General features: G+C 70.4%; 22 protein-coding genes. 17 read left to right on the top strand and 5 right to left on the bottom strand.

Features of this window, described 5'->3' with window-relative positions; translation table 11 throughout:
• Positions 1-5: 5 nt before the first annotated feature.
• The 4 genes from miaB to dapF are packed head-to-tail and all read left to right on the top strand — an operon-like array spanning position 6 to position 3,870.
• A complete protein-coding gene (gene miaB, locus RWQ91_RS03995) occupies positions 6-1,550 on the top strand; it encodes a tRNA (N6-isopentenyl adenosine(37)-C2)-methylthiotransferase MiaB (RefSeq protein WP_314502747.1) in 1,545 nt (514 codons plus the stop codon).
• Positions 1,547-2,515, top strand: a complete 969-nt coding sequence (gene miaA, locus RWQ91_RS03990; protein ID WP_314502744.1) for a tRNA (adenosine(37)-N6)-dimethylallyltransferase MiaA — start codon at positions 1,547-1,549, stop codon at positions 2,513-2,515. The genes miaB and miaA overlap by 4 nt, the downstream gene beginning before the upstream one ends.
• On the top strand, positions 2,512-2,931 hold the full coding sequence (locus tag RWQ91_RS03985; RefSeq protein WP_314502742.1) for a GNAT family acetyltransferase: 420 nt from the start codon (positions 2,512-2,514) through the stop codon (positions 2,929-2,931). Before miaA ends, RWQ91_RS03985 begins: the two co-directional genes overlap by 4 nt.
• Positions 2,932-2,970: 39 nt before the next feature.
• Positions 2,971-3,870, top strand: coding sequence for a diaminopimelate epimerase (gene dapF, locus RWQ91_RS03980; RefSeq protein ID WP_314502740.1), 900 nt, complete (start codon positions 2,971-2,973; stop codon positions 3,868-3,870).
• 19 nt (positions 3,871-3,889) lie between these two features.
• Here dapF and RWQ91_RS03975 read toward each other — a convergent pair whose 3' ends face one another.
• Positions 3,890-4,531 carry a methyltransferase gene (locus tag RWQ91_RS03975; protein ID WP_314502738.1) on the bottom strand — a complete coding sequence of 214 codons (642 nt, stop codon included), beginning with the start codon at positions 4,529-4,531 and terminating at the stop codon, positions 3,890-3,892.
• A 308-nt stretch (positions 4,532-4,839) separates the two neighbouring features.
• On the opposite strand from RWQ91_RS03975, the gene hflX reads away from it, so the two are divergent.
• Positions 4,840-6,168, top strand: a complete 1,329-nt coding sequence (gene hflX / locus RWQ91_RS03970) for a GTPase HflX (protein WP_399545856.1) — start codon at positions 4,840-4,842, stop codon at positions 6,166-6,168.
• Positions 6,169-6,186: 18 nt separating this feature from the next.
• Here the strand turns inward: hflX and RWQ91_RS03965 are convergent, their stop codons facing one another.
• The 3 genes from RWQ91_RS03965 to lexA form a co-directional block, all read right to left on the bottom strand.
• Positions 6,187-8,094: a prolyl oligopeptidase family serine peptidase gene (locus RWQ91_RS03965; protein ID WP_314502734.1), complete on the bottom strand. Its 1,908-nt coding sequence runs from the start codon at positions 8,092-8,094 to the stop codon at positions 6,187-6,189.
• A gap of 99 nt (positions 8,095-8,193) precedes the next feature.
• Positions 8,194-9,687, bottom strand: coding sequence for a hypothetical protein (locus tag RWQ91_RS03960; protein ID WP_314502733.1), 1,494 nt, complete (start codon positions 9,685-9,687; stop codon positions 8,194-8,196).
• 107 nt (positions 9,688-9,794) lie between these two features.
• Positions 9,795-10,475 (bottom strand): transcriptional repressor LexA, encoded by a 681-nt coding sequence (gene lexA, locus RWQ91_RS03955; protein ID WP_314502731.1) that lies wholly within the window; start codon positions 10,473-10,475, stop codon positions 9,795-9,797.
• A 259-nt stretch (positions 10,476-10,734) separates the two neighbouring features.
• Between lexA and RWQ91_RS03950 the strand changes: the two genes are divergently transcribed.
• The 7 genes from RWQ91_RS03950 (at position 10,735) to RWQ91_RS03920 (ending at position 16,604) form a co-directional block, all read left to right on the top strand.
• Positions 10,735-11,088, top strand: a complete 354-nt coding sequence (locus RWQ91_RS03950; RefSeq protein WP_314502729.1) for a LysM peptidoglycan-binding domain-containing protein — start codon at positions 10,735-10,737, stop codon at positions 11,086-11,088.
• A gap of 22 nt (positions 11,089-11,110) precedes the next feature.
• On the top strand, positions 11,111-12,205 hold the full coding sequence (locus tag RWQ91_RS03945; protein WP_314502727.1) for a histidinol-phosphate transaminase: 1,095 nt from the start codon (positions 11,111-11,113) through the stop codon (positions 12,203-12,205).
• A complete protein-coding gene (hisB, locus tag RWQ91_RS03940; RefSeq protein WP_314502726.1) occupies positions 12,202-12,816 on the top strand; it encodes an imidazoleglycerol-phosphate dehydratase HisB in 615 nt (204 codons plus the stop codon). The genes RWQ91_RS03945 and hisB overlap by 4 nt, the downstream gene beginning before the upstream one ends.
• Positions 12,813-13,463 (top strand): imidazole glycerol phosphate synthase subunit HisH, encoded by a 651-nt coding sequence (gene hisH, locus RWQ91_RS03935; protein ID WP_314502724.1) that lies wholly within the window; start codon positions 12,813-12,815, stop codon positions 13,461-13,463. The genes hisB and hisH overlap by 4 nt, the downstream gene beginning before the upstream one ends.
• Positions 13,464-13,517: 54 nt before the next feature.
• Entirely contained in the window at positions 13,518-14,264 is a 747-nt protein-coding gene (priA, locus tag RWQ91_RS03930; protein ID WP_314502723.1) for a bifunctional 1-(5-phosphoribosyl)-5-((5-phosphoribosylamino)methylideneamino)imidazole-4-carboxamide isomerase/phosphoribosylanthranilate isomerase PriA, read from the top strand.
• Positions 14,248-15,024: an SseB family protein gene (locus tag RWQ91_RS03925; protein ID WP_314502721.1), complete on the top strand. Its 777-nt coding sequence runs from the start codon at positions 14,248-14,250 to the stop codon at positions 15,022-15,024. Before priA ends, RWQ91_RS03925 begins: the two co-directional genes overlap by 17 nt.
• Before the next feature lie 173 nt (positions 15,025-15,197).
• Complete coding sequence (locus RWQ91_RS03920) at positions 15,198-16,604, top strand: aminotransferase class V-fold PLP-dependent enzyme (protein ID WP_314502719.1); 1,407 nt, start codon at positions 15,198-15,200, stop codon at positions 16,602-16,604.
• Here RWQ91_RS03920 and RWQ91_RS03915 read toward each other — a convergent pair.
• Positions 16,601-17,020, bottom strand: a complete 420-nt coding sequence (locus tag RWQ91_RS03915) for a DUF1844 domain-containing protein (protein ID WP_399545810.1) — start codon at positions 17,018-17,020, stop codon at positions 16,601-16,603. The two genes, RWQ91_RS03920 and RWQ91_RS03915, sit on opposite strands and share 4 nt — an antisense overlap.
• Positions 17,021-17,255: 235 nt before the next feature.
• Between RWQ91_RS03915 and infC the strand changes: the two genes are divergently transcribed.
• From infC to RWQ91_RS03890, 5 genes are all read left to right on the top strand, one after another.
• Positions 17,256-17,927 carry a translation initiation factor IF-3 gene (infC, locus tag RWQ91_RS03910; protein ID WP_314502718.1) on the top strand — a complete coding sequence of 224 codons (672 nt, stop codon included), beginning with the start codon at positions 17,256-17,258 and terminating at the stop codon, positions 17,925-17,927.
• A gap of 69 nt (positions 17,928-17,996) precedes the next feature.
• Entirely contained in the window at positions 17,997-18,191 is a 195-nt protein-coding gene (rpmI, locus tag RWQ91_RS03905) for a 50S ribosomal protein L35 (RefSeq protein ID WP_314502715.1), read from the top strand.
• 33 nt (positions 18,192-18,224) lie between these two features.
• On the top strand, positions 18,225-18,608 hold the full coding sequence (gene rplT, locus RWQ91_RS03900; RefSeq protein ID WP_314502713.1) for a 50S ribosomal protein L20: 384 nt from the start codon (positions 18,225-18,227) through the stop codon (positions 18,606-18,608).
• Between the two features lie 83 nt (positions 18,609-18,691).
• Positions 18,692-19,498 carry an RNA methyltransferase gene (locus RWQ91_RS03895; protein WP_314502711.1) on the top strand — a complete coding sequence of 269 codons (807 nt, stop codon included), beginning with the start codon at positions 18,692-18,694 and terminating at the stop codon, positions 19,496-19,498.
• Between the two features lie 80 nt (positions 19,499-19,578).
• A complete protein-coding gene (locus RWQ91_RS03890; RefSeq protein ID WP_314502710.1) occupies positions 19,579-20,370 on the top strand; it encodes an amino acid ABC transporter ATP-binding protein in 792 nt (263 codons plus the stop codon).
• The last annotated feature ends 88 nt before the right edge of the window (positions 20,371-20,458 follow it).

Below are 20,458 nucleotides of genomic sequence, written 5' to 3'. Positions count from 1 at the left end.
CCATCATGACCACTCCGTCCTCCGCGCCGACGACGATCGCGCCCTCGCCCGCAGCGCAGGCACCCGACGGCCGCGTCCGCACCTACGAGGTGCGCACCTTCGGCTGCCAGATGAACGTCCACGACTCCGAGCGCCTGTCGGGATCCCTCGAGAGCGCCGGGTACACCCCCGCCGGTGTCGGCGAAGAAGCCGATGTCGTCATCATCAACACGTGCGCGGTGCGCGACAACGCCGCCGGCAAGCTCTACGGCACGCTCGGGCACCTCGCGTCGGTGAAGCGCCGCAAGGACGGCATGCAGATCGCCGTGGGCGGCTGCATGGCGCAGATGGACAAGCAGGCGGTCCTCGACAAGGCACCGTGGGTGGACGTCGTCTTCGGAACGCACAACATGGGGTCGCTGCCCGGTCTCCTCGAGCGGGCCCGCCACAACGGCGAGGCCGAGCTCGAGATCCTCGAGTCGCTCGAGATCTTCCCGTCCACGCTGCCGACCAAGCGCGACAGCGTCTACAGCGGGTGGGTGTCGATCTCGGTCGGCTGCAACAACACCTGCACGTTCTGCATCGTCCCGAGTCTGCGCGGCAAGGAGAAGGATCGCCGCCCCGGCGACATCCTGAACGAGATCCGGCTGCTGGTGGACGACGGCGCGATCGAGGTCACCCTGCTCGGCCAGAACGTCAACTCGTACGGCGTCGAGTTCGGCGACCGGCACGCGTTCGCGAAGCTGCTGCGCGCGGCCGGCGAGATCGAGGGCCTCGAGCGCATCCGCTTCACCAGTCCCCACCCTGCCGCGTTCACCGACGACGTGATCGACGCGATGGCAGAGACGCCGGCGGTCATGCCTCAGCTGCACATGCCGCTGCAGTCCGGCAGCGACCGCGTCCTCAGAGCCATGCGCCGCTCGTACCGCAGCGACAGGTTCCTCGGCATCCTCGAGCGGGTCCGGGAGCGGATGCCGCTCGCGGCGATCACGACGGACATCATCGTGGGGTTCCCCGGCGAGACCGAAGAGGACTTCCAGGAGACGATGCGGGTGGTGCAGCAGGCGCGCTTCTCGAGCGCGTTCACGTTCCAGTACTCGGTGCGCGAGGGAACTCCGGCAGCGACCATGCCCGACCAGGTGCCCAAGGCTGTGGTGCAGGAGCGGTACAACCGTCTCATCGCCTTGCAGGAGCGGATCTCCCTCGAGGAGAACCACGCGCAGCTCGGACGCCGGGTCGACGTGCTCGTGTCGATGGGCGAAGGCAAGAAGGATGCCGAAACCCACCGGCTGACCGGTCGCGCCGAAGACAACCGACTGGTGCACTTCGAAGTGGCATCGGGAAGCGACATCCCGCGCCCCGGAGACGTGGTCTCGGTCACGGTCACCCATGCGGCCCCGTTCCACCTGCTGGCCGACTCCGACGGCGCTCCGCTGCAGATCCGTCGCACCCGAGCCGGGGATGCGTGGGATCGCACGCAGTCCGAATCCTGCGCGGTTCCCGCATCGACGGATGCCGGCGGCGCCCGGGCGGTTTCGCTCGGGCTTCCCACACTGCGCGTCGGGGTGTGACGAGCCCGCAGGCGTCGGAGCCCGCACCTGAGGCGCCGGCGCCCGGAGCCGGGGCAGGCCCCCGGCTTCACGCCGTCGTCGGGGCCACCGGGACCGGAAAGAGCGGATTCTCGCTGAGACTGGCGGCCGAGCTGTCGGCCCGGGGCCGCTCCGCGGAGATCGTCAACGCCGATGCGATGCAGCTGTACCGGGGGATGGACATCGGTACGGCGAAGCTGCCGTTCGCAGAGCGCCGCGGCATCCCGCATCACATGCTCGACGTGCTGGCGATCACCGACGATGCCGCCGTCGCCTGGTACCAGAAGGCGGCACGCCGGTCGATCGAGGCCGTCTTCTCGCGCGGCGCCGACGCGATCCTGGTCGGAGGCTCGGGCCTGTACGTGTCCAGCGTGCTGTTCGATTTCTCCTTTCCTCCCCGCGACGAGGCGCTGCGGGCGGAGCTCGAGGCCGAACTGGACCGTCGGGGTCCGGGCGCGCTCTACGACCGTCTGCGCGGGGCGGATCCTCGCACCGCGGCACGCGTCGATCCTCGCAACGGACGGCGGATCGTCAGGGCGCTCGAGGTGCTCGCGCAGGGGGAGTCCACCCACGGGGCGGCCCTGCCGGACCAGCCGGTGCCCTGGCGGCCGTCGACGATCTTCGGTCTCACGACGCCCCGCGCAGAGCTCGTCGCCCGGCTCGACGCGCGCGTCGAGCAGATGTGGGCGGACGGCCTGCTCGATGAGGTCGAAGGGCTCCGCGCAGCGGGGCTCGAGAGCGGCATCACGGCCCGCCGGGCGATCGGCTACGCGCAGGCCCTCGGGCAGCTGAACGGCGAGCTGACCCGGGAGGAGGCGATCGCGCAGACGCAGGCGCTGACGCGTCGGTACGCGAGGCGGCAGGTGTCGTGGTTCCGGCGCTATCCGCACGTCCGGTGGCGTGAGACGAGCGGCGATGTCGCCGAGACACCGATACTGGGTTCATGACCACGATCCGCGCGTTCACCCTCCGAGACACCGAGTCCGTCATCGCACTCTGGCAAGCCACCGGGGTGACCCGCTCGTGGAACAATCCGCATCTGGACATCCAGCGCAAGCTGACCGTCCAGCCCGAGCTCTTCTTCGTGGCCGTCGACGGCCACGACATCGTGGGCACCGTCATGGCCGGGTACGACGGGCATCGAGGCTGGCTCTACTACCTCGCGGCCGACCCCATGCGCCGCGGCCAAGGCATCGGGCGAGCCCTCGTCACCGCGGCCGAGGACGCCCTGCTGGAGATGGGCTGCCCGAAGGTGCAGCTCATGGTGCGCCCCGACAATGCCGAGGTGCTGGGCTTCTACGACACACTCGGCTATGAGCGGTTCGACACCACGACGACGGGCAAGCGGCTCATCGCGGACTGAGCCGCCGGAGCGTCCCCCGCGCTCGCCTACACTGGCCACATGCCGCAGACCGTCGCCTTCACGAAAGGTCACGGCACCGGCAACGACTTCGTCGTGATCCCCGACCCCGACGGCGTGCTGGAGCTGAACGACGATCAGGTGGCGGTGCTGTGCGATCGGCGCTTCGGCATCGGCGCGGACGGCACCCTGCGGGTCATCCGATCCGCGGCGATGGAGCGGGGCGAGGATGCCGGCACCCGGGCGAGTGCGGGTGCGGCGGTCGCCGCCGGCGCGGAGTGGTTCATGGACTACCGCAACGCCGACGGTTCGAGGGCCGAGATGTGCGGGAACGGCATCCGCGTGTTCGCCCGCTATCTTGCCGACACCGGGCTGGCGGTGGTGGACGAGCAGCCGCTGCTGATCGGCACTCGGGCCGGCGTCAAGACGGTGACCCGCAGCGACCTCGGATTCGAAGCGGATCTGGGGACGTGGCGCGTCGAGCCCGACGACGTCCTCGTGCGCGCGCGGGGACTGGGTGTGCCGCGCCCGGGTCTTGCCATCGACGTGGGCAACCCGCACATCGTGGTCGCCCTCTCGAACGCCGACGAGCTCGAAGCCCTCGACCTGACCGCGCGCCCGCAGATGCAGCCGGAGCCGCCCCGCGGGGCCAACATCGAATTCGTCGTTCCGAGCGACCCACTGGTGCGGGAGGGAGTCGGCTCCATCCGGATGCGCGTCTTCGAGCGGGGTGTCGGCGAGACCCTGAGCTGCGGCACCGGCGTGGCGGCGGCGGCCCTTGCGGTGAGGCACTGGGCGGGGCAGGCGGCGCCCGACCGCTGGAGCGTCGAGGTGCCGGGAGGAACGCTCGGAGTCCGGATGCTGCGCGTGCGGGGTGACCTGCACGTTCTGCTGTCGGGCCCGGCGACGCTCGTCTACTCCGGCGAGGTGGCGCTGGCCTGAGGCGCCGGAGAGGCCGAACTCAGAGGACGGCGATCTCGCTCGTCTGCGGCGACCCGTGCCGGCGCACCTTCAGCACCCGGAATCCGCGACCCGTTGCCGTACGGTGCACGCTGAAGCCGGGGGAGAAGGATGCCGCCAGCCAGCGCTGCAGCGAATCCGATCCCAGGTTGCGCTGGACGACCAGCCACGCGTCGGATCGCTCATCGAGGCGCGGGATCCAGCGCTCGAGCAGCCCGTGCAACTCGTGCTTTCCAACGCGGATCGGCGGATTGGAGCGGATCGTGCGAAAGGTGACATCGTCGGGAACATCGTCGGGGCGAACGGCGTTGACATTGGTGAGCGAGAGCTCGTCAGCATTGCGTCGCACGAGGTCGAGGGCGCGGTCGTTGACATCGACGGCCCAGACGGTGGCGTGCGGAGCGTCGAGCGCGAGTGACAGGGCGATCGGCCCCCACCCGCACCCGAGGTCGAGCAGATGCCCGCCGGGAGGCGGGGGAGGCGTGTTGGCCAGCAGGACGGCTGTTCCCCAGTCGATGTGATCCGGGCTGAAGACCCCACCGGCGGTGGTCACCTCCACTTCGGAGCCGGCCAAGGCCACCCGGATGCGCCGAAGTTTCTCGGCGCTCGCCGGCGACGCGCTGAAGTAGTGGTCCCCCGACATGCTTGCGAGCGTAGCGGAGGAGCCCGCTGAGCGGGATATGGCCGCATGCGCAGCAGGAAAAGCTAGAGTTTACGGACCTACGGAAGGAACAGATGACGGATACGACGACGCCGACGAGTGCGGAGCAGACACCGGCCGACGTGCGCACCGAGAGCACGGAGAACGACGCGGTCGCCCGTGTGCTCGCGCGCGCGGACGCGCATTCGGGTGTTCGGGTGTTCGGCGCAGCCCAGGCGCTGCAGGACGAGGCGACGAATTCCCGGTCCGACACGGACGGCGAACAGTGGGATCGCGAGGAGCGCGCGGCACTGCGTCGCGTCCCGGGCCTGTCGACCGAGCTCGAAGACGTCACGGAGGTCGAGTATCGGCAGCTGCGGCTCGAGAACGTCATTCTCGTCGGTGTGCACCCGCAGGGTGAGCAGGAGGACGCGGAGAACTCGCTGCGGGAGCTGGCCGCGCTCGCCGAGACCGCCGGCGCCGTCGTGCTCGACGGTGTCATGCAGCGCCGACCGCATCCCGACCCGGCGACCTACCTCGGCCGCGGCAAGGCGCAGGAGCTGCGCGACCTCGTCGTCGCGCTCGGCGCCGACACCGTGATCGCCGACACGGAGCTCGCCCCCAGCCAGCGGCGTGCGCTCGAAGACGTGGTGAAGGTCAAGGTCATCGACCGCACCACGGTGATCCTCGACATCTTCAGCCAGCACGCGAAGAGCCGCGAGGGCAAGGCTCAGGTCGAGCTCGCCCAGCTCGAGTACCTGCTGCCGCGCCTGCGCGGCTGGGGCGACTCGATGAGCCGGCAGGCCGGTGGTCAGGTCGGCGCGGGCGGCGCGGGCATGGGATCGCGTGGTCCCGGTGAGACGAAGATCGAGCTCGATCGACGTCGTATCCGCACCAAGATGGCGCTGCTTCGCCGCCAGATCCGCGACTTCGCGCCGGCTCGCGACGCCAAGCGCGCCGAGCGCAAGCGCAACACGATCCCGTCCGTCGCGATCGCGGGCTACACGAACGCGGGCAAGTCGAGCCTGCTGAACCGGCTCACCAGCGCCGGCGTTCTCGTGGAGAACGCTCTGTTCGCCACCCTGGATGCGACGGTGCGCCGTGCCGAGGCATCCGATGGTCGCGTCTACACGCTCACCGACACCGTCGGCTTCGTCCGCAACCTTCCGCACCAGCTGGTCGAGGCGTTCCGGTCCACGCTGGAGGAGGTCGGCGACGCCGACGTCATCGTGCACGTCGTGGATGCGGCGCATCCGGACCCCGCCGCGCAGCTGCAGACCGTGCGGGATGTGATCGGCGATGTCGGTGCCCGGGACATCACGGAGATCGTGGTGTTCAACAAGGCCGACCTCGTCGACGACGACACCCGCATGGTCCTGCGCGGCCTGGAGCCGCGGGCGCTGTTCGCCTCCTCGCGCAGCGGCGAGGGCATCGCACAGCTGCGCGAGGCGATCGAGGGCGCGCTGCCGCTGCCGGCGGTCGAAGTCCACGCGCTCGTCCCGTACGACCGTGGCGACCTCGTCTCCGCCGCGCACGAGTCCGGACTCATCGTCTCGCAGACGCACGAGGAGGGCGGCACCGCCCTGCACGCTCATGTGTCCGAACGGCTCGCCGCGGAGCTCGCGCCCTTCGCGGTCTGACCGCGACATCGCCGCGCCTCACTCGAGTGCGAGCGGTGCCACCCCCGGCGTGTCGAACCCGTAGACCGCGCCGAGGAAGGCCAGTTCGCTCTCGAGGGCGTGGATGACGTTCTCGGCCCGCCGGAATCCGTGCCCCTCGCCGTCGTACACGACATACGCATGCGGGATGCCGCGCGCGGCGAGTGCGTCGCGGATGGCCTCGGACTGGGCCGGCGGAACCACACGGTCTTCCGAGCCCTGCAGCAGCAGGATCGGCACGCGGAATCGCTCGGCGTGCGTGAGGGGCGACCGATCCAGATAGAGCCCCTCGGCCTCGGGGAGGGGACCGATCAGCCCGTCGAGGTAGCGCGCCTCGAAGTCGTGGGTGTCCGTCGCGAGCGCGCGCGCGTCGCCCACGCCGTACCGTGAGATGCCGGCCGCGAAGGCGTCGGTCGCCACGAGCGCGGCCAGGACGGTCCATCCGCCGGCCGAGCCGCCGGCGATCGTGAGCCGGGCGGGGTCGGCGGCGCCCGTGGCGGCCAGCCCGGCGGCGGCAGCGGCGACATCTTGCACGTCCACGATGCCCCACTGCCCCCGCAGGCGCTCGCGGTAGGCGCGGCCGTACCCGCTCGAGCCTCCGTAGTTGACATCCAGCACGCCGACGCCGCGGCTGGTGAAATACGCGACGCGTCCGGATGCGGCGCCACCGCGATGCGAGGTCGGCCCGCCGTGCACGAGCACGACATACGGCGGACGCTCGTCCTCGGCGGCACGGACGTGCGGGTTCGCGGGCGGATAGTCGAAGGCGTGCACCGGGCCGGTCGGGCCGTCGAACGTCACTGCACGAGGGCGCGGCATCCATTCGCCACCCCAGTCCGGCGCGCCGCCATGGACGAGCTCGGCCTCGGCCGGCCGGTCCACATCGATGGCCCAGAGCGCACTCGGCGCGTCGGCCGACGCACCCGACACCAGCACGCGCGTGCCGCGGACGTCCTCGATCGACACCTCCGACGTGAGCGGCGCGGGCAGCGGCGTCACCGTACCGTCCGTCCCGATCAGGACGAGTTCGTCATCGCCGTTCGTGCGCACCGCCACGATGCGACCGTCCGCGAGTGCGCCGAACCAGCGAGTGCCGAGGACCCACAGCGGGCCGCCGGTGTCCGCATCCGCGGGGGCGACAGGGTGGCGGGCGAGATCTGCGGACAGGTGCTCGCGCCACACGTTCCAGCGCCCCGTCGGATCATCCGCGAACAGCAGAGTGTCATCGTCCGCCCACACCGGCTGCAGCGGAGCGCTGGTCTCGCCGGCGACCGTCGACCATTCGCTCACCCGGCCCGCCTCGACGCGCCCCACGCGCAGCTGAGCCCGGTCCCAGGGCATGTCGGGATGATCCCACGCGATCCACGCGAGGTGCCGGCCGCTGGGTGAGAGCGCGGGGTGGGCGAGGAAGTCGCTGCCGGCGACCATCTCGGTGACCCCCGAGCCGTCGAGGGCGATGTGCACGATGGCGCGGGACGGCACCGCAGTCCCGTCGTGCGTCTCGCTGACCGCCAGCAGTCCGCCGCCCTGCCAGGTGAGGCCGCCGAACCGCATTCCGCGATCGGCGGGCGTCAGCGCGACCGGTTCCGCGCCCGCCTCCATCGCCCATACGCGCTGATCGGTCTTCTCGACGAAGAGCAGGACACCGCGGTCCGTCGTGGTCCACGCTCCTCCGCCGTACTCGTGCACGCGCGAACGGGCGCTCCACGGCTCCGGAAGCACGTCGATCACCGCGCCGTCGGCATCCTTGCGCCGCACGGTGCTGCGCCCACCCTGGTCGGGGACGCTCTCACCCCACCAGATGTCGTCCGCAACGAACCGGGCGCCGTCGATGCGCGGCGTCGCAGCCGTCACCTGCGCCGCCGTGAGCGGTGAGGGCCAGGACCCGTACGGGCGTGTCTGCGTCATGTCCTCCACCGTATTGCGCCGGTCGCGGCTACCCCGAGACCGTTGCGGCGCTGCAGAGTCTCTTCAAAGCCGCCCGCCGCATCCGGGAGAGGAGCGGCATCACCGTTTCGGCGTCTTCTTGACGGTGGATGCCGGGCGTGGGGCCACGGTCGCAGGTTGGACATCCAGACCGGCGGGGTCGACCAGCACGGCCGTCTCCGTCGCGTCCGGGCCCGCCTCGGGGCCGGCGTCGTCCATGAGGACCACCGTGTCGGCGTCGTCTGCCGGTATGACCGGAACGGGTGCGTCGTCACGGCGCTGGAGAAGCTCCAGGATCCAGCCCACCAGCAGCGCGGTGATCAGCACGAGGACGATGTCGCCGAGCGACAGCGGCCGCATGGCGAACAGCCACAGCACGGCCAGCACGGCGATGCCGGTGCGCACCAGCACGCGGTTGCGGCCGAGCCAGGCCCCGAAGGCACCGGTGTCCAGCCCGCGCTCAGCGAGCTGCGCCCGCGCGGAATCGTTCACGCCCTCGGTGGCGGCTCGCACCGAGCGTGCGGGCCGCGATCCGCCGATCAGCCAGCCGATGACGGCGACGAGGATGCCCAGCAGCATGACCACGAGCGCGGTCTGACGCGTGGCGCCGACGATCTGCTGATAGATCGCCTCGAGCGCCGCGGGGGAGAGGTCGAGGTCCCCGGCGACGATCCCGATCGCGGCCAGGCCGATCGACAGGCCCGCCGCGAGTGTCCCGGCGCCGACCGCCAGACCGACACCCGTGCCGAGGATCGCCGTGCTGCGGCGGCGTGCGATGAGGATGCCGAGCCCGAACAGCGCCAGGGTGATGACCGGCAGCCACAGGCCCATCGCCGAGACGACGGCGTACCCCGTGCGGATGGCGGCGAGGTTGTCGCCCTTGCCGATGATGACCACCTTGTCGATGGTGGGGATGAGCTGTGCGACTCCGACGCCGCGATCGACGAGGTTCTGCTTGACGCGTTCGACGACAGCGCCGAGCTGGATGCCGACGCCCTCGTCCGTCTTGACCACGAGTCCGCCGCCGTCAGCGGTGGCGGCAGTGGTCAGCGCCCGGTGCGCCGCTCGCGTCGCCGTGGCCCACACCTCGACGAAGGCCTCGGACTGCACGACCCGGGTGACCGTCTGCGACACCAGGCTTTCGAGCCCGTCGGCGGCGGGTGCCTGCAGCAGGCCCAGTGCCTGTGCGGCGCGCGGCGGAAGACCGAGGCCGGCGATGCCGTCGAAGACGTTCGCGGTGATCTGATCGAAGTCGACCTGCGCGTTGATCCCGCTCATCGTCTCGTCGATGATCATGCCCTGGACCGCGGTGTTGCCGGCGAGGGGTGCGAGGGTGCTGACGAAGGCGTCCTCGTCGATCAGTTCGACCCGCGCCCACGCGCTCACGATCGAGACGGGCACGAGGATCGCGGCGACGACGATGAAGATCGCGGAGACGACGGCTCGCCAGCGGCCGCTCGAGCGACGCGGTGGCGCGGTCGACGGATCGGCGGTTCCGCCGGCCCGGAGCTTCTCGTTCTCGGCGCGCAGCGCCGCCAGTTCAGCGTGCAGGTCGTCGTCGGCGATGGCGGACATGAGGCCTCCTTGGAGCGGATGCCCTCATCATGGCGCAGATGACCTGTCGGCATCCCACCCGTATCGGGTGATTCTCGCCCGAGTGCCGGCCCGTGCGAGCGGGTGCGTCAGACGGCGCGCAGCACGGCGACGATCTTGCCGAGCACCACGGCGTCATCGCCGAGGATCGGCTCGAACGCCGAGTTGCGGGGCAGCAGCCACGTGTGGCCATCCCGCTGGCGGAACGTCTTCACCGTCGCCTCTTCGTTCAGCATCGCCGCGACGATGTCGCCGTTCTCGGCGGTCTGCTGCTGGCGCACGACCACCCAGTCGCCGTCGCAGATCGCGGCGTCGATCATGGAGTCGCCCGACACCTTGAGCATGAACAGGTCGCCTTTGCCGACGAGCTGACGGGGCAGCGGGAAGATCTCCTCGACCTGCTGCTCGGCCGTGATCGGCACACCGGCGGCGATCCGGCCCACGAGCGGCACCATCGCCGCGTCGCCGACGCTCGGCGCGGTGTCGGCCGGGTTCTCGGTCGACATGCCGGGCAGATCGATCAGCACCTCCATGGCGCGCGTCTTGCCGGCATCCCGCCGCAGGTATCCGCTCAGCTCCAGCTGGTTCAGCTGGTGCGTCACGCTCGAAAGCGACTTGAGGTCGACCGCGTCGCCGATCTCGCGCATGCTCGGCGGGTAGCCGTGCCGGGCGATCGAGCGCTGGATGACCTCGAGGATCGCGAGCTGCTTGTCGCTCAGGCTCTTGCGCCGGCGCGTCTGCGGCTTCTCGCGTCCGTTCGCATCGCTCATGATTCCCGCTCCTGTCTCGCCCGATCGGGGCATCGGTCTTCGAATGTCGGAGGCCCGTGATGGGGTGTTCTCATCGAAACCGTATCCGGTTCCGGTCCCGCTTCTCCGCATCGCCTCCGCGTGTCGCGTTCGAAGGACGGGGCGGATCAGCGGCATTTGACATCTTAGAACGTCGAAGATACATTCGGAAGACAGATTCGCATCCCCGGCTCCCGGCCGAGCTGCGGATGCGAATCTCTTCCCTTTTCAGGAGGACGACATGACAGCGATCAGCATCTCCGCACCGCGAGCGACGCGTCTGCGGCTCACCGTGCGCGGCCGCCGCCTGCTCGCGTCGATCGCCGCCCTCCCGGCCGTCGTCGCACTCAGCCTCGCCGTGATCAGCGGCGGAAGCGCCCTCGCGTCCCGCGACCTCGGCGCTTCGAGCGGATCCTTCGCCACGCTCACCGTGTCGGCGGGGGAGTCGCTGTGGTCGATCGCCGAGCGCGTTGCTCCCGGCGCCGACCCGCGCGACGTCGTCGATGCGATCGTCCGCCTCAACGCGCTGGATGGCGTGACGGTCTCCGCCGGGCAGCAGCTGTCGATCCCGGGCGAGTACGCACCCGCGCCCTGAGCGCACATCTGCTCGCCGTACCATGGGAGGGGTGAGCACCCGCCTCGACGACCTCCCGATACGTGACCACCTGCGCGGCATGACGCCGTACGGCGCACCGCAGGCCGCCCTGCCGGTCGCGCTCAACGTGAACGAGAACACCCATCCGGTTCCGCAGGAGATCGCCGACGACATCCTGGATGCCGTCGCCCTGGCGCTGCGCGACGTGAACAGGTACCCGGACCGGGAGTTCACCCAGCTGCGGGAGGGCTTCGCCGATTACCTCGGGTACGGTCTCACCGCCGACCAGATCTGGGCCGCCAACGGGTCCAATGAGGTGCTGCAGCACGTGCTGCAGGCGTTCGCCGGTCCGGGACGCACGGCATTCGGCTTCGCGCCCACGTACTCGATGTACCCGCTGCTCACACGCGCGACCGGAGCCGGCTGGATCGCCGGCACGCGCGGCGCCGACTTCTCCGTCGACGCTCAGGATGCCGCCCGGCAGGTCGCCGAGGCCGCGCCCGACGTCGTCTTCCTCTGCGCGCCGAACAACCCCACCGGCACGCCGATGACCCTCGACGTCATCGAAGCCGTCTACGACGCGACCGGCGGGATCGTCGTCGTCGACGAGGCGTACCAGGAGTTCGCCCCGCGGGATTCCGGGTCGGCGCTGACGCTGCTGCCCGGGCGCGCGCGCCTCGTGGTCTCGCGCACGATGAGCAAGGCGTTCGCCTTCGCCGGGGCGCGCGTGGGCTACCTTGCGGCGGATGCGGCGCTCATCGACGCGCTGCGCCTGGTGCGCCTGCCGTACCACCTGAGCTCCCTCACCCAGGCTGCGGCCTCCGCCGCACTGCGTCACGCCCCGACCATGCTCGCGATGGTCGACGAGATCGTCGGCCAGCGCGACCGGATCTCCGCCACCCTCGAGGCCATCGGGTACCACCCGTACGAGTCCTGGACCAACTTCGTGCTGTTCGGGGGGGTGCACGAATCGGCGGCGACGTGGCAGGCGCTGTACGACAAGGGCGTCCTGATCCGGGATGTCGGCATCCCCCAGCATCTGCGCGTGACGGCCGGCACCGAGGCCGAGACGACCGCGTTCCTCGATGCCCTCGCCTCGCTAGACTCGGCGTCATGAGCCGCCCCGGACCCACTCGTACGGCTGCGCTGCGCCGCTCCACGAGCGAATCGACCGTCGAGCTCGAACTCGACCTCGACGGATCCGGCCGCAGCCACATCGATACGACCGTGCCGTTCTTCGACCACCTGCTGACCGCCTTCGCGAAGCACTCGCTGACCGACCTGACCGTCCGCGCGTCCGGCGACACCGACATCGACGCGCACCACACGGTCGAAGACGTCGCGATCGTCCTCGGGCAGGCGATCCGCGAGGCGCTCGGCGACAAGACCGGCATCTCGCGCTACGGCGACGCGCTCGTGCCGCTCGACGAGGCGCTGGCGCAGGCTGTCGTCGACATCAGCGGCCGCCCCTACCTGGTGCACACCGGCGAGCCCGCCGGCTTCGAGCTGCACCTGATCGGCGGGCACTTCACCGGTTCGCTCGTGCGGCACACGTTCGAGGCGATCGCGTTCCACGCCGGGCTCACCGTGCACGTCACTGTCCTGGCCGGTCGTGATCCGCACCACATCGCCGAAGCCGAGTACAAGGCGTTCGCCCGTGCCTTCCGCCAGGCGAAGGCGTTCGACCCCCTCGTGGAGGGCGTCCCCAGCACGAAGGGGGCGCTGTGAGCGAACGGCCCCTCGTCGCGGTCCTGGACTACGGCTCGGGCAACGTCCACTCCGCGGTCAAGGCGCTGGCTGCCGCGGGCGCCGACGCCCGGCTCACCGCCGATCGGGGTCTGATCGACGACGCCCGGGGCCTCGTCGTCCCCGGCGTCGGTGCGTTCCGTGCGGTCATGGAGGCCCTCCGCGCCAGCCGCGGCGACGAGATCATCGACCGGCGCCTGGCCGGCGGACGGCCCGTGCTCGGCATCTGCGTCGGCATGCAGGTGCTGTTCGACCGGGGAGTCGAGCGCGGTGTGGACACCGAGGGCATGGGGGAGTGGCCCGGAGTCGTGACCGAGCTGGACGCGCCCGTCCTTCCCCACATGGGCTGGAACACCGTCGAGGCCGGCGAGGGGTCGCGACTCTTCCGCGGCATCGAGGACGAGCGCTTCTACTTCGTGCACTCCTTCGCCGCCCAGCAGTGGCTCCTGGACGTCCAGCCGCCGTTCCCGCCGCCCGCGCTGACGTGGTGCTCGTACGGCCGGCCGTTCCTGGCAGCAGTGGAGAACGGACCACTGTCGGCGACGCAGTTCCACCCGGAGAAATCGGGGGATGCCGGCATCCGGCTTCTCGCCAATTGGATCGACGGCCTCGGCGGGGCTACCCTCTGAACTCGTGCCGTCTGCCGGAGCGCCTCGCCTCCGCATCGTCCCGCACGAGGAGCCATGAACGATTTCGCCTCAACGCCTGAGTTGATCCTGCTGCCCGCCGTCGACGTCGCCGACGGCAAGGCCGTCCGCCTCACGCAGGGCGAGGCCGGCACCGAGACCAACTACGGCGATCCCGTGGATGCCGCGATGGAGTGGACCAAGCAGGGTGCCGACTGGATCCACCTCGTCGACCTCGACGCCGCCTTCGGCCGCGGCAGCAACGCCGCGATCATCCGCAAGGTGATCAGGCAGGTCAAGGGCGTGCAGGTGGAGGTGTCCGGCGGCATCCGGGACGATCGCAGCCTGGAGGCGGCGCTGGAAAGCGGCGCGGCGCGCATCAACCTCGGCACGGCGGCACTGGAGAACCCGGAGTGGGCTGCGGACGTCATCGGGCGCTACGGCGACGTGATCGCCGTCGGGCTCGACGTGCGGGGCACGACGCTCGCGGCGCGCGGCTGGACCCAGGAGGGCGGCGACCTCTGGACGGTGCTGGACCGACTGGAAGCGGCCGGATGCTCCCGCTACGTCGTGACCGACGTCACGAAGGACGGCACGCTGAAGGGTCCGAACCTCGACCTCCTGCGCCAGATCACCTCACGCACGACCAAGCCCGTGATCGCCTCGGGCGGCGTATCGAGCCTGGACGACATCTCCGCCCTGCGCGACCTCGTACCGATCGGTGTCGAGGGCGCGATCGTCGGCAAGGCCCTGTACGCCCGGGCGTTCACCCTGGCCGAGGCGCTGGATGTCGCCGGACACTGATCCGCACGAGCACAGCGCCGACTCGGCCGGGGTGCCGTGGGAGGGCCGCCGCTTCGAATCGAACCGGCACACCGATGACGACGGGTCGGCCGACCCCGCCCTGCTGTCCGCGCTCGACGCGTTCCGCGACAGGTCGGGTGACGAGGTGGCGGTCGTCGAGGCGTACCGCGCCGCCCGCCTGCTGATCCCGCTCGTCGCCGCGAAGGGCGATCACGGCGTGGGGGCGCACGGGCTGGTCGTCGACAAGACGCAGGAGCTGTCCATCGTCACGGTCGCCGCCCCGGACGGACGTACCGTGCTGCCGGTGTTCACCTCGGTCGGCGCGATGAGCCGCTGGGATGCCGCCGCGCGTCCCGTGCCGGCCGACGGCGTGCGCACCGCCGTCGCCGCCTCCGCCGACGACACCGACCTGATCGTGATCGACCCGGGCTCGCAGACCGAGTTCGTCCTGCGTCGCCCTGCCGTCTGGGCAATCGCGCAGGGCGTGCCGTGGGAGCCCAGCTTCGCCTCGCCCGAGGTGTTCGCCGGCCTGCAGGAGAGCATCGGCGGCGAGCTGGCGGTGATCGACCTCGCGGTCGAGCCCGGCGACCCGACCGGACGCCTGCGGGGTCCCGAGCTGATCGTGCGCCTGGAGCTGATGCACGGCCTCGAGCAGTCCGAGCTGGATGCGGTGCTGGGGCGTCTCGCGACGCGATGGGCGGCCGATCACCGGATCGCGGTGCTGGTCGATTCGCTCACGGTCAAGCTCGTCCGCGCCTGACCCTCACCCGAGGTGGTGCATGCGCCGCCGAGGGGGTGTGCGCCGCACCGAGAAGGTGCACCTTCTCGGCGAGCGAGGCACCTTTTCGGCGACGCAGGAACCGTCTCGCGGGGGGAGGACGCTCTTGCGGCGCCGCCGCGAGCGGCGCATGATCGGCAGGGCGGAGGTGACCGATGATCGGCGGAGCGGCGCATACGGCGGATCCGGGCGAGTACGGACGGGCGCTGGATGCCGCGCACCGGCACGCGCAGGAGTGGCTCGACTCGGTCCAGGAGCGTCCGATCCGACCCGAGCTGGACGCGGAGGCGATCCTCGCCCGGCTGGTGCCGAACCTCCCCGACGAGGGCTTGGACCCCGCGGGCGTCATCGACGAGCTCGCCGAGGCCGCCGGGCCCGGGCTGATGGCGATGGGCTCCTCCCGCTTCTACGGCTTCGTGATCGGCGGCGCGTATCCCGCGGCGCTCGCCGCGGACTGGCTCGTCTCCGCGTGGGACCAGAACACCGGTTCGCGCCAGCCCACCCCGGCGACCGCCGCCGTGGAGGAGGTCGCCGCGCACTGGCTGCTGAAGCTGTTCGGCCTTCCCGGCGACAGCGGCGTCGGGTTCGTGACGGGTGCGACCAGCGCCAACCTCTCGGCGCTGCTCGTCGCCCGCGACACCGTGCTGCGCGACCACGGGCACGACGCGGCAGACGGGATCCAGGGCGGGCCGCCGATCCTGTTCCTCGCCGGGGGAGCCGTGCACACCTCCGTCGTGCTCGGCGGGCGGATCTCCGGACTCGGTTCGCCGCGCACGGTCGGTGCGGACGAGCAGGGTCGCATCGACGTCGACGCTCTGGCCGCCGCGCTCGACGGGCACCAGGGGCCGGCGATCGTCGCGCTGCAGGCGGGCGACGTGCACTCCGGCGCGTTCGACGACTTCGGCGCCGCCATCGACGTCGCGCACCTGCACGGAGCGTGGGTGCACGTCGACGGCGCGTTCGGGCTGTGGGCCGCGGCATCCCCTCGCCTTCGACACCTGTTCCAGGGCGCCGAACGCGCCGACTCGTGGGCGACCGACGCCCACAAGACCCTCAACGTGCCCTACGACTGCGGAGTCGTGATCGTGCGGGACGAAGCGGCGATGTCGGCCTCGCTCGGGGCGCACGCCGAGTACCTGCCCGCGGTCGCCACCATCGCGGACCCCTACGACCACGTGCCGGAGCTCTCGCGTCGCGCCCGCGGCGTGCCGGTGTGGGCCGCGCTGCGCTCGCTCGGCCACCGCGGTGTCGTCGCGCTCGTCGATGGGCTCGTCGATTCCGCAGTGGCTCTGGCCGAAGGATTCCGCGGCATCCCGGGTGTGGAGGTGCTCAACGACGTGGTCTTCACGCAGGTGTGTCTCGCCTCGGCGAGGGATGCCGACACGATCGCCCTCGGGGAGTGGCTTCGGGCGGAGGGCACGGTCTGGGCCTCGTCGTCGACCTGGCGCGGGCGGGCCGTGGTGCGCTTCGCGGTCAGCAACCGGGGCACGGACGCCGAGGCGGTGCGCCGGACGATCGACGCCGTCGCTCGCGGCGCCGCGGCCGTCGGAATCCGGGACTAGTTGACCGGTCCGGTCCACTTCTCGCCGGGCCCCTTGCCGATGGGGTCGGGGATGACGGATGCCTCTCGGAAGGCCAGCTGGAGCGAGCGCAGTCCGTCGCGGAGCGACCGGGCGTGCATGTCGCTGATCTCGGGAGCGCCGGCGGTGATCAGTCCGGCCAGCGCGTTGATGAGCTTGCGCGCCTCGTCGAGGTCGGTCTGCGCGGACGGGTTGTCGGCGAGGCCGACCTTGACCGCCGCCGCGCTCATCAGGTGCACCGAGGCGGTCGTGATGACCTCGACGGCGGGCACGTCCGCGATGTCGCGCGTGGCCGCCGTGGCCGCGCGCTCCTGAGCCTCCCAGCGAGCCTGACGCTCGGCATCCTGCACGAGGCGACCGGCGGCCAGATCATCGTCGGGGTTCGGAATCGTGTCCACGTGTCACTCTCTGCTAGACTTGCGCGGGCTCCGGAGCGTTGTGCTCCGGAACGAAAGAGGATTCACATCCCACCCGCGCTTGCCGCTCCAGGCTACCGGGTCATGCACTCCGCCTCGTCCGATCCCGGGCGAGGTCGTGCCGCCGCAGCAGACCACGGTCGTGCGGATGGTTCCGGGTGCGGAAGCCGACGCTCACGCGTCGTGCGGGTGGAATCGAGTCTCTCTTCCGCCCGCGATGCACTCGCCTCGCGGTGGCCGTAACCCGCACGAAGAGGAGTTCCGCATCAGCGATCCCCGCACCAATGACCGCATCCGCGTGCCCGAGGTCCGCCTCGTGGGCCCGAACGGAGAGCAGGTCGGCGTCGTACGCATCGAGGTTGCCCTGCGTCTGGCGCAGGATGCCGATCTCGACCTTGTCGAGGTGGCTCCCAACTCGAAGCCGCCCGTCGTCAAGATCATGGACTACGGGAAGTTCAAGTACGAAGCAGCGCAGAAGGCCAAGGAGGCCCGGCGCAACCAGGCGAACACGATCCTCAAAGAGGTCCGTTTCCGTCTCAAGATCGAGGCTCACGACTACACGACCAAGCTCAAGCGCGCCGAGGGCTTCCTCAAGGCGGGCGACAAGGTCAAGGCCATGATCCTGTTCCGCGGCCGCGAGCAGTCGCGTCCCGAGCAGGGTGTGCGCCTGCTCCGCAAGTTCGCGGAGGATGTGGCCGAGTTCGGAACCGTGGAGTCCAACCCCACGATCGACGGACGCAACATGGTCATGGTCGTGGCGCCCCACAAGAACAAGTCCGAGGTGAAGACCGAGCAGAACGCCCAGCGTGCTGCGAACAAGGAGGCGGCGCGTTCCGCCGCTCACGGCGGTCCGGTCACCGAGGATTCGGCTCCGGCTCCCGCCGAGTAGCCCCCCAGACTCCCGCCACGCGGGAAACACCACGAAGCCCGTCCCGGGCGACAGACGAAGGAACAAGAGATGCCGAAGCAGAAGACCCACTCGGGTGCCAAGAAGCGGTTCAAAATCACCGGCAGCGGAAAGCTGATGAAGCAGCAGGCCGGCATGCGCCACAACCTCGAGGGCAAGGCCAGCAAGCGCACGCGTCGCCTGAACCAGGACCAGGTGCTGTCCCCGGCCGACGTCAAGCAGGCCAAGAAGCTTCTCGGCCGCTGAGCGCGCGTCGAATCACGTTAGGAAAACTGAGAAATGGCTAGAGTCAAGCGGGCAGTAAACGCCCACAAGAAGCGTCGCGTCATCCTCGAGCGCGCCTCCGGTTACCGGGGTCAGCGTTCGCGCCTGTACCGCAAGGCGAAGGAGCAGGTCACCCACTCGCTCGTCTACGCGTACCGCGACCGTCGCAAGCGCAAGGGCGATTTCCGTCGCCTGTGGATCCAGCGCATCAACGCTGCGAGCCGCCAGAACGGCCTCACGTACAACCGTCTGATCCAGGGCCTGGGTCTTGCCGGCGTCCAGGTCGACCGTCGCATGCTCGCCGAGCTCGCGGTCAACGAGCCGGCGACGTTCGCCTCGCTCGTCGCGACGGCCAAGGCCGCGCTGCCCGAGAACGTGAACGCGCCCAAGAACGCGTAGTCACCTCGCACCACCGAAGGGCGCCCTCCGCACGGAGGGCGCCCTTTCGCGTGCGCACCGGAGTCGAGCCGTATGCTGAAGGCGTGCTCGAGAACCCGCGCTCGCCCCGCGTTCGCGCTGTCGCGAAGCTGACCAAGCGCAGCGCCCGACAGGAGACCGGACTGTTCCTGCTCGAGGGACCGCAAGCGGCTCGCGAGGCTCTCGCGTACCGTCCCGACACGGTTCTGGAGGTGTTCGCCACCCCCTCCGCGCTCGAACGGCACCCGGACCTGCGCGACGCGGCGAGGGATGCCGGCATCGAGGTGGTCTTCACGACCGAGGGCGTGCTCGATGCGATGGCCGACACCGTGACCCCGCAGGGGATCGTCGCGGTCGCGCGGCAGACGCCGACATCGGTGCGGGATGTGTTCGCGGCATCCCCCCGCCTCGTAGCGATCTGCGAGGAGGTGCGCGATCCCGGAAATCTCGGCACCATCATCCGCGCCGCCGATGCCGCCGGCGCCGACGCGGTGATCCTCACCGGGCGCACGGTCGATCCGTACAACCCGAAGGTGGTCCGCGCGACGACCGGATCGCTCTTCCACCTTCCGATCGCGGTCGGAGTCGAGTTGGCCACGGCTGTCGAGCGAGCCCACGCCGCGGGCGTCCGGGTGGTCGCCGCCGATGTCGGGGGAGACGACTTCCTCGCCGCACGGGCGCTGCTGGCGGAGCCCACCGCATGGCTCTTCGGCAATGAGGCACGCGGCCTCGAGGACGAAGCGCTCGCGTTGGCGGACCTGTCGCTGCGCCTGCCGATCTACGGGAGCGCCGAGTCGTTGAATCTCGCGACGGCCGCCAGCGTGTGCCTGTACGAAACGGCGTTCGCGCAGCGCTCCGGCTCCGCGTCGTAGGGGAACCCGGCCGGTTACAGTCCGGTAAAGCTCGGCGTCAACACCTCGTCTCGGGCATAGCGCCCGCATAGGGTGACGTCATGAGCACCCCCTCCTCGCCGGCGCCGAAGACGTCCAACATCGATGTGCGCCGCGGCCAGCCGCTCGTGGTGATCACCGACGTGCAGAAGCACTACGGCGACTTCCAGGCGCTGAAGGACATCGATCTGACGGTCCACCGCGGGGAGGTCGTCGTGGTCATCGGGCCGTCCGGCTCGGGCAAGTCGACCCTGTGCCGCACGATCAACCGCCTCGAGACGATCACGTCCGGCACGATCGCGATCGACGGCAAGGAGCTTCCGAAGGAGGGGAAGGGCCTGGCCGCCCTGCGCGCCGATGTCGGCATGGTCTTCCAGTCCTTCAACCTCTTCGCCCACCTGACGATCCTCGAGAACGTCACGCTCGGCCCCCTCAAGGTCCGCAAGATGAAGAAGGCGGATGCCGAGCGCGAAGCGAAGGTGCTGCTCGACCGCGTCGGAGTCGGGCACCAGGCGTCCAAGCTGCCCGCGCAGCTCAGCGGCGGGCAGCAGCAGCGCGTGGCGATCGCCCGGGCCCTGGCGATGAACCCGAAGGTGATGCTCTTCGACGAGCCCACGTCGGCGCTCGACCCCGAGATGATCAACGAGGTCCTCGACGTGATGGTCGGTCTGGCCCAGGACGGGATGACGATGATCGTCGTGACCCACGAGATGGGCTTCGCCCGCAAGGCCGCCGACCGGGTGGTCTTCATGTCCGACGGCCAGATCCTCGAAGACCAGAAGCCCGAGGACTTCTTCGAGCACCCGAAGACCGACCGGGCGAAGGACTTCCTCTCCAAGCTCATCACGCACTGAGCACCACGAACCAGCACAGCAATAACGCAGTACCGCACGACCCGAACGTCGGATACGAAACGTACGAACGAATACGAAACACAAGGAG

The sequence above is a fragment of the uncultured Microbacterium sp. genome (assembly GCF_963524805.1).
Lineage (GTDB): Bacteria > Actinomycetota > Actinomycetes > Actinomycetales > Microbacteriaceae > Microbacterium.
Note: the sequence above shows the minus strand (reverse complement) of the source record. Positions and strands in the feature narration are given on the sequence as shown.

Bases quoted from the DNA above. Each gene is read 5' to 3' on its own strand.
- RWQ91_RS03985 (WP_314502742.1), top strand. From the start codon at position 2,512: ATGACCACGATCCGCGCGTTCACCCTCCGAGACACCGAGTCCGTCATC.
- RWQ91_RS03960 (WP_314502733.1), bottom strand. From the start codon at position 9,687: ATGTCCGCCATCGCCGACGACGACCTGCACGCTGAACTGGCGGCGCTG.
- RWQ91_RS03890 (WP_314502710.1), top strand. From the start codon at position 19,579: ATGAGCACCCCCTCCTCGCCGGCGCCGAAGACGTCCAACATCGATGTG.
- RWQ91_RS03945 (WP_314502727.1), top strand. From the start codon at position 11,111: ATGGGAGGGGTGAGCACCCGCCTCGACGACCTCCCGATACGTGACCAC.
- rpmI (WP_314502715.1), top strand. From the start codon at position 17,997: ATGCCGAAGCAGAAGACCCACTCGGGTGCCAAGAAGCGGTTCAAAATC.
- RWQ91_RS03965 (WP_314502734.1), bottom strand. From the start codon at position 8,094: ATGACGCAGACACGCCCGTACGGGTCCTGGCCCTCACCGCTCACGGCG.
- infC (WP_314502718.1), top strand. From the start codon at position 17,256: ATGCACTCGCCTCGCGGTGGCCGTAACCCGCACGAAGAGGAGTTCCGC.
- RWQ91_RS03975 (WP_314502738.1), bottom strand. From the start codon at position 4,531: ATGTCGGGGGACCACTACTTCAGCGCGTCGCCGGCGAGCGCCGAGAAA.
- hisB (WP_314502726.1), top strand. From the start codon at position 12,202: ATGAGCCGCCCCGGACCCACTCGTACGGCTGCGCTGCGCCGCTCCACG.
- rplT (WP_314502713.1), top strand. From the start codon at position 18,225: ATGGCTAGAGTCAAGCGGGCAGTAAACGCCCACAAGAAGCGTCGCGTC.
- miaB (WP_314502747.1), top strand. From the start codon at position 6: ATGACCACTCCGTCCTCCGCGCCGACGACGATCGCGCCCTCGCCCGCA.
- priA (WP_314502723.1), top strand. From the start codon at position 13,518: ATGAACGATTTCGCCTCAACGCCTGAGTTGATCCTGCTGCCCGCCGTC.
- RWQ91_RS03950 (WP_314502729.1), top strand. From the start codon at position 10,735: ATGACAGCGATCAGCATCTCCGCACCGCGAGCGACGCGTCTGCGGCTC.
- RWQ91_RS03925 (WP_314502721.1), top strand. From the start codon at position 14,248: ATGTCGCCGGACACTGATCCGCACGAGCACAGCGCCGACTCGGCCGGG.
- lexA (WP_314502731.1), bottom strand. From the start codon at position 10,475: ATGAGCGATGCGAACGGACGCGAGAAGCCGCAGACGCGCCGGCGCAAG.
- RWQ91_RS03920 (WP_314502719.1), top strand. From the start codon at position 15,198: ATGATCGGCGGAGCGGCGCATACGGCGGATCCGGGCGAGTACGGACGG.
- dapF (WP_314502740.1), top strand. From the start codon at position 2,971: ATGCCGCAGACCGTCGCCTTCACGAAAGGTCACGGCACCGGCAACGAC.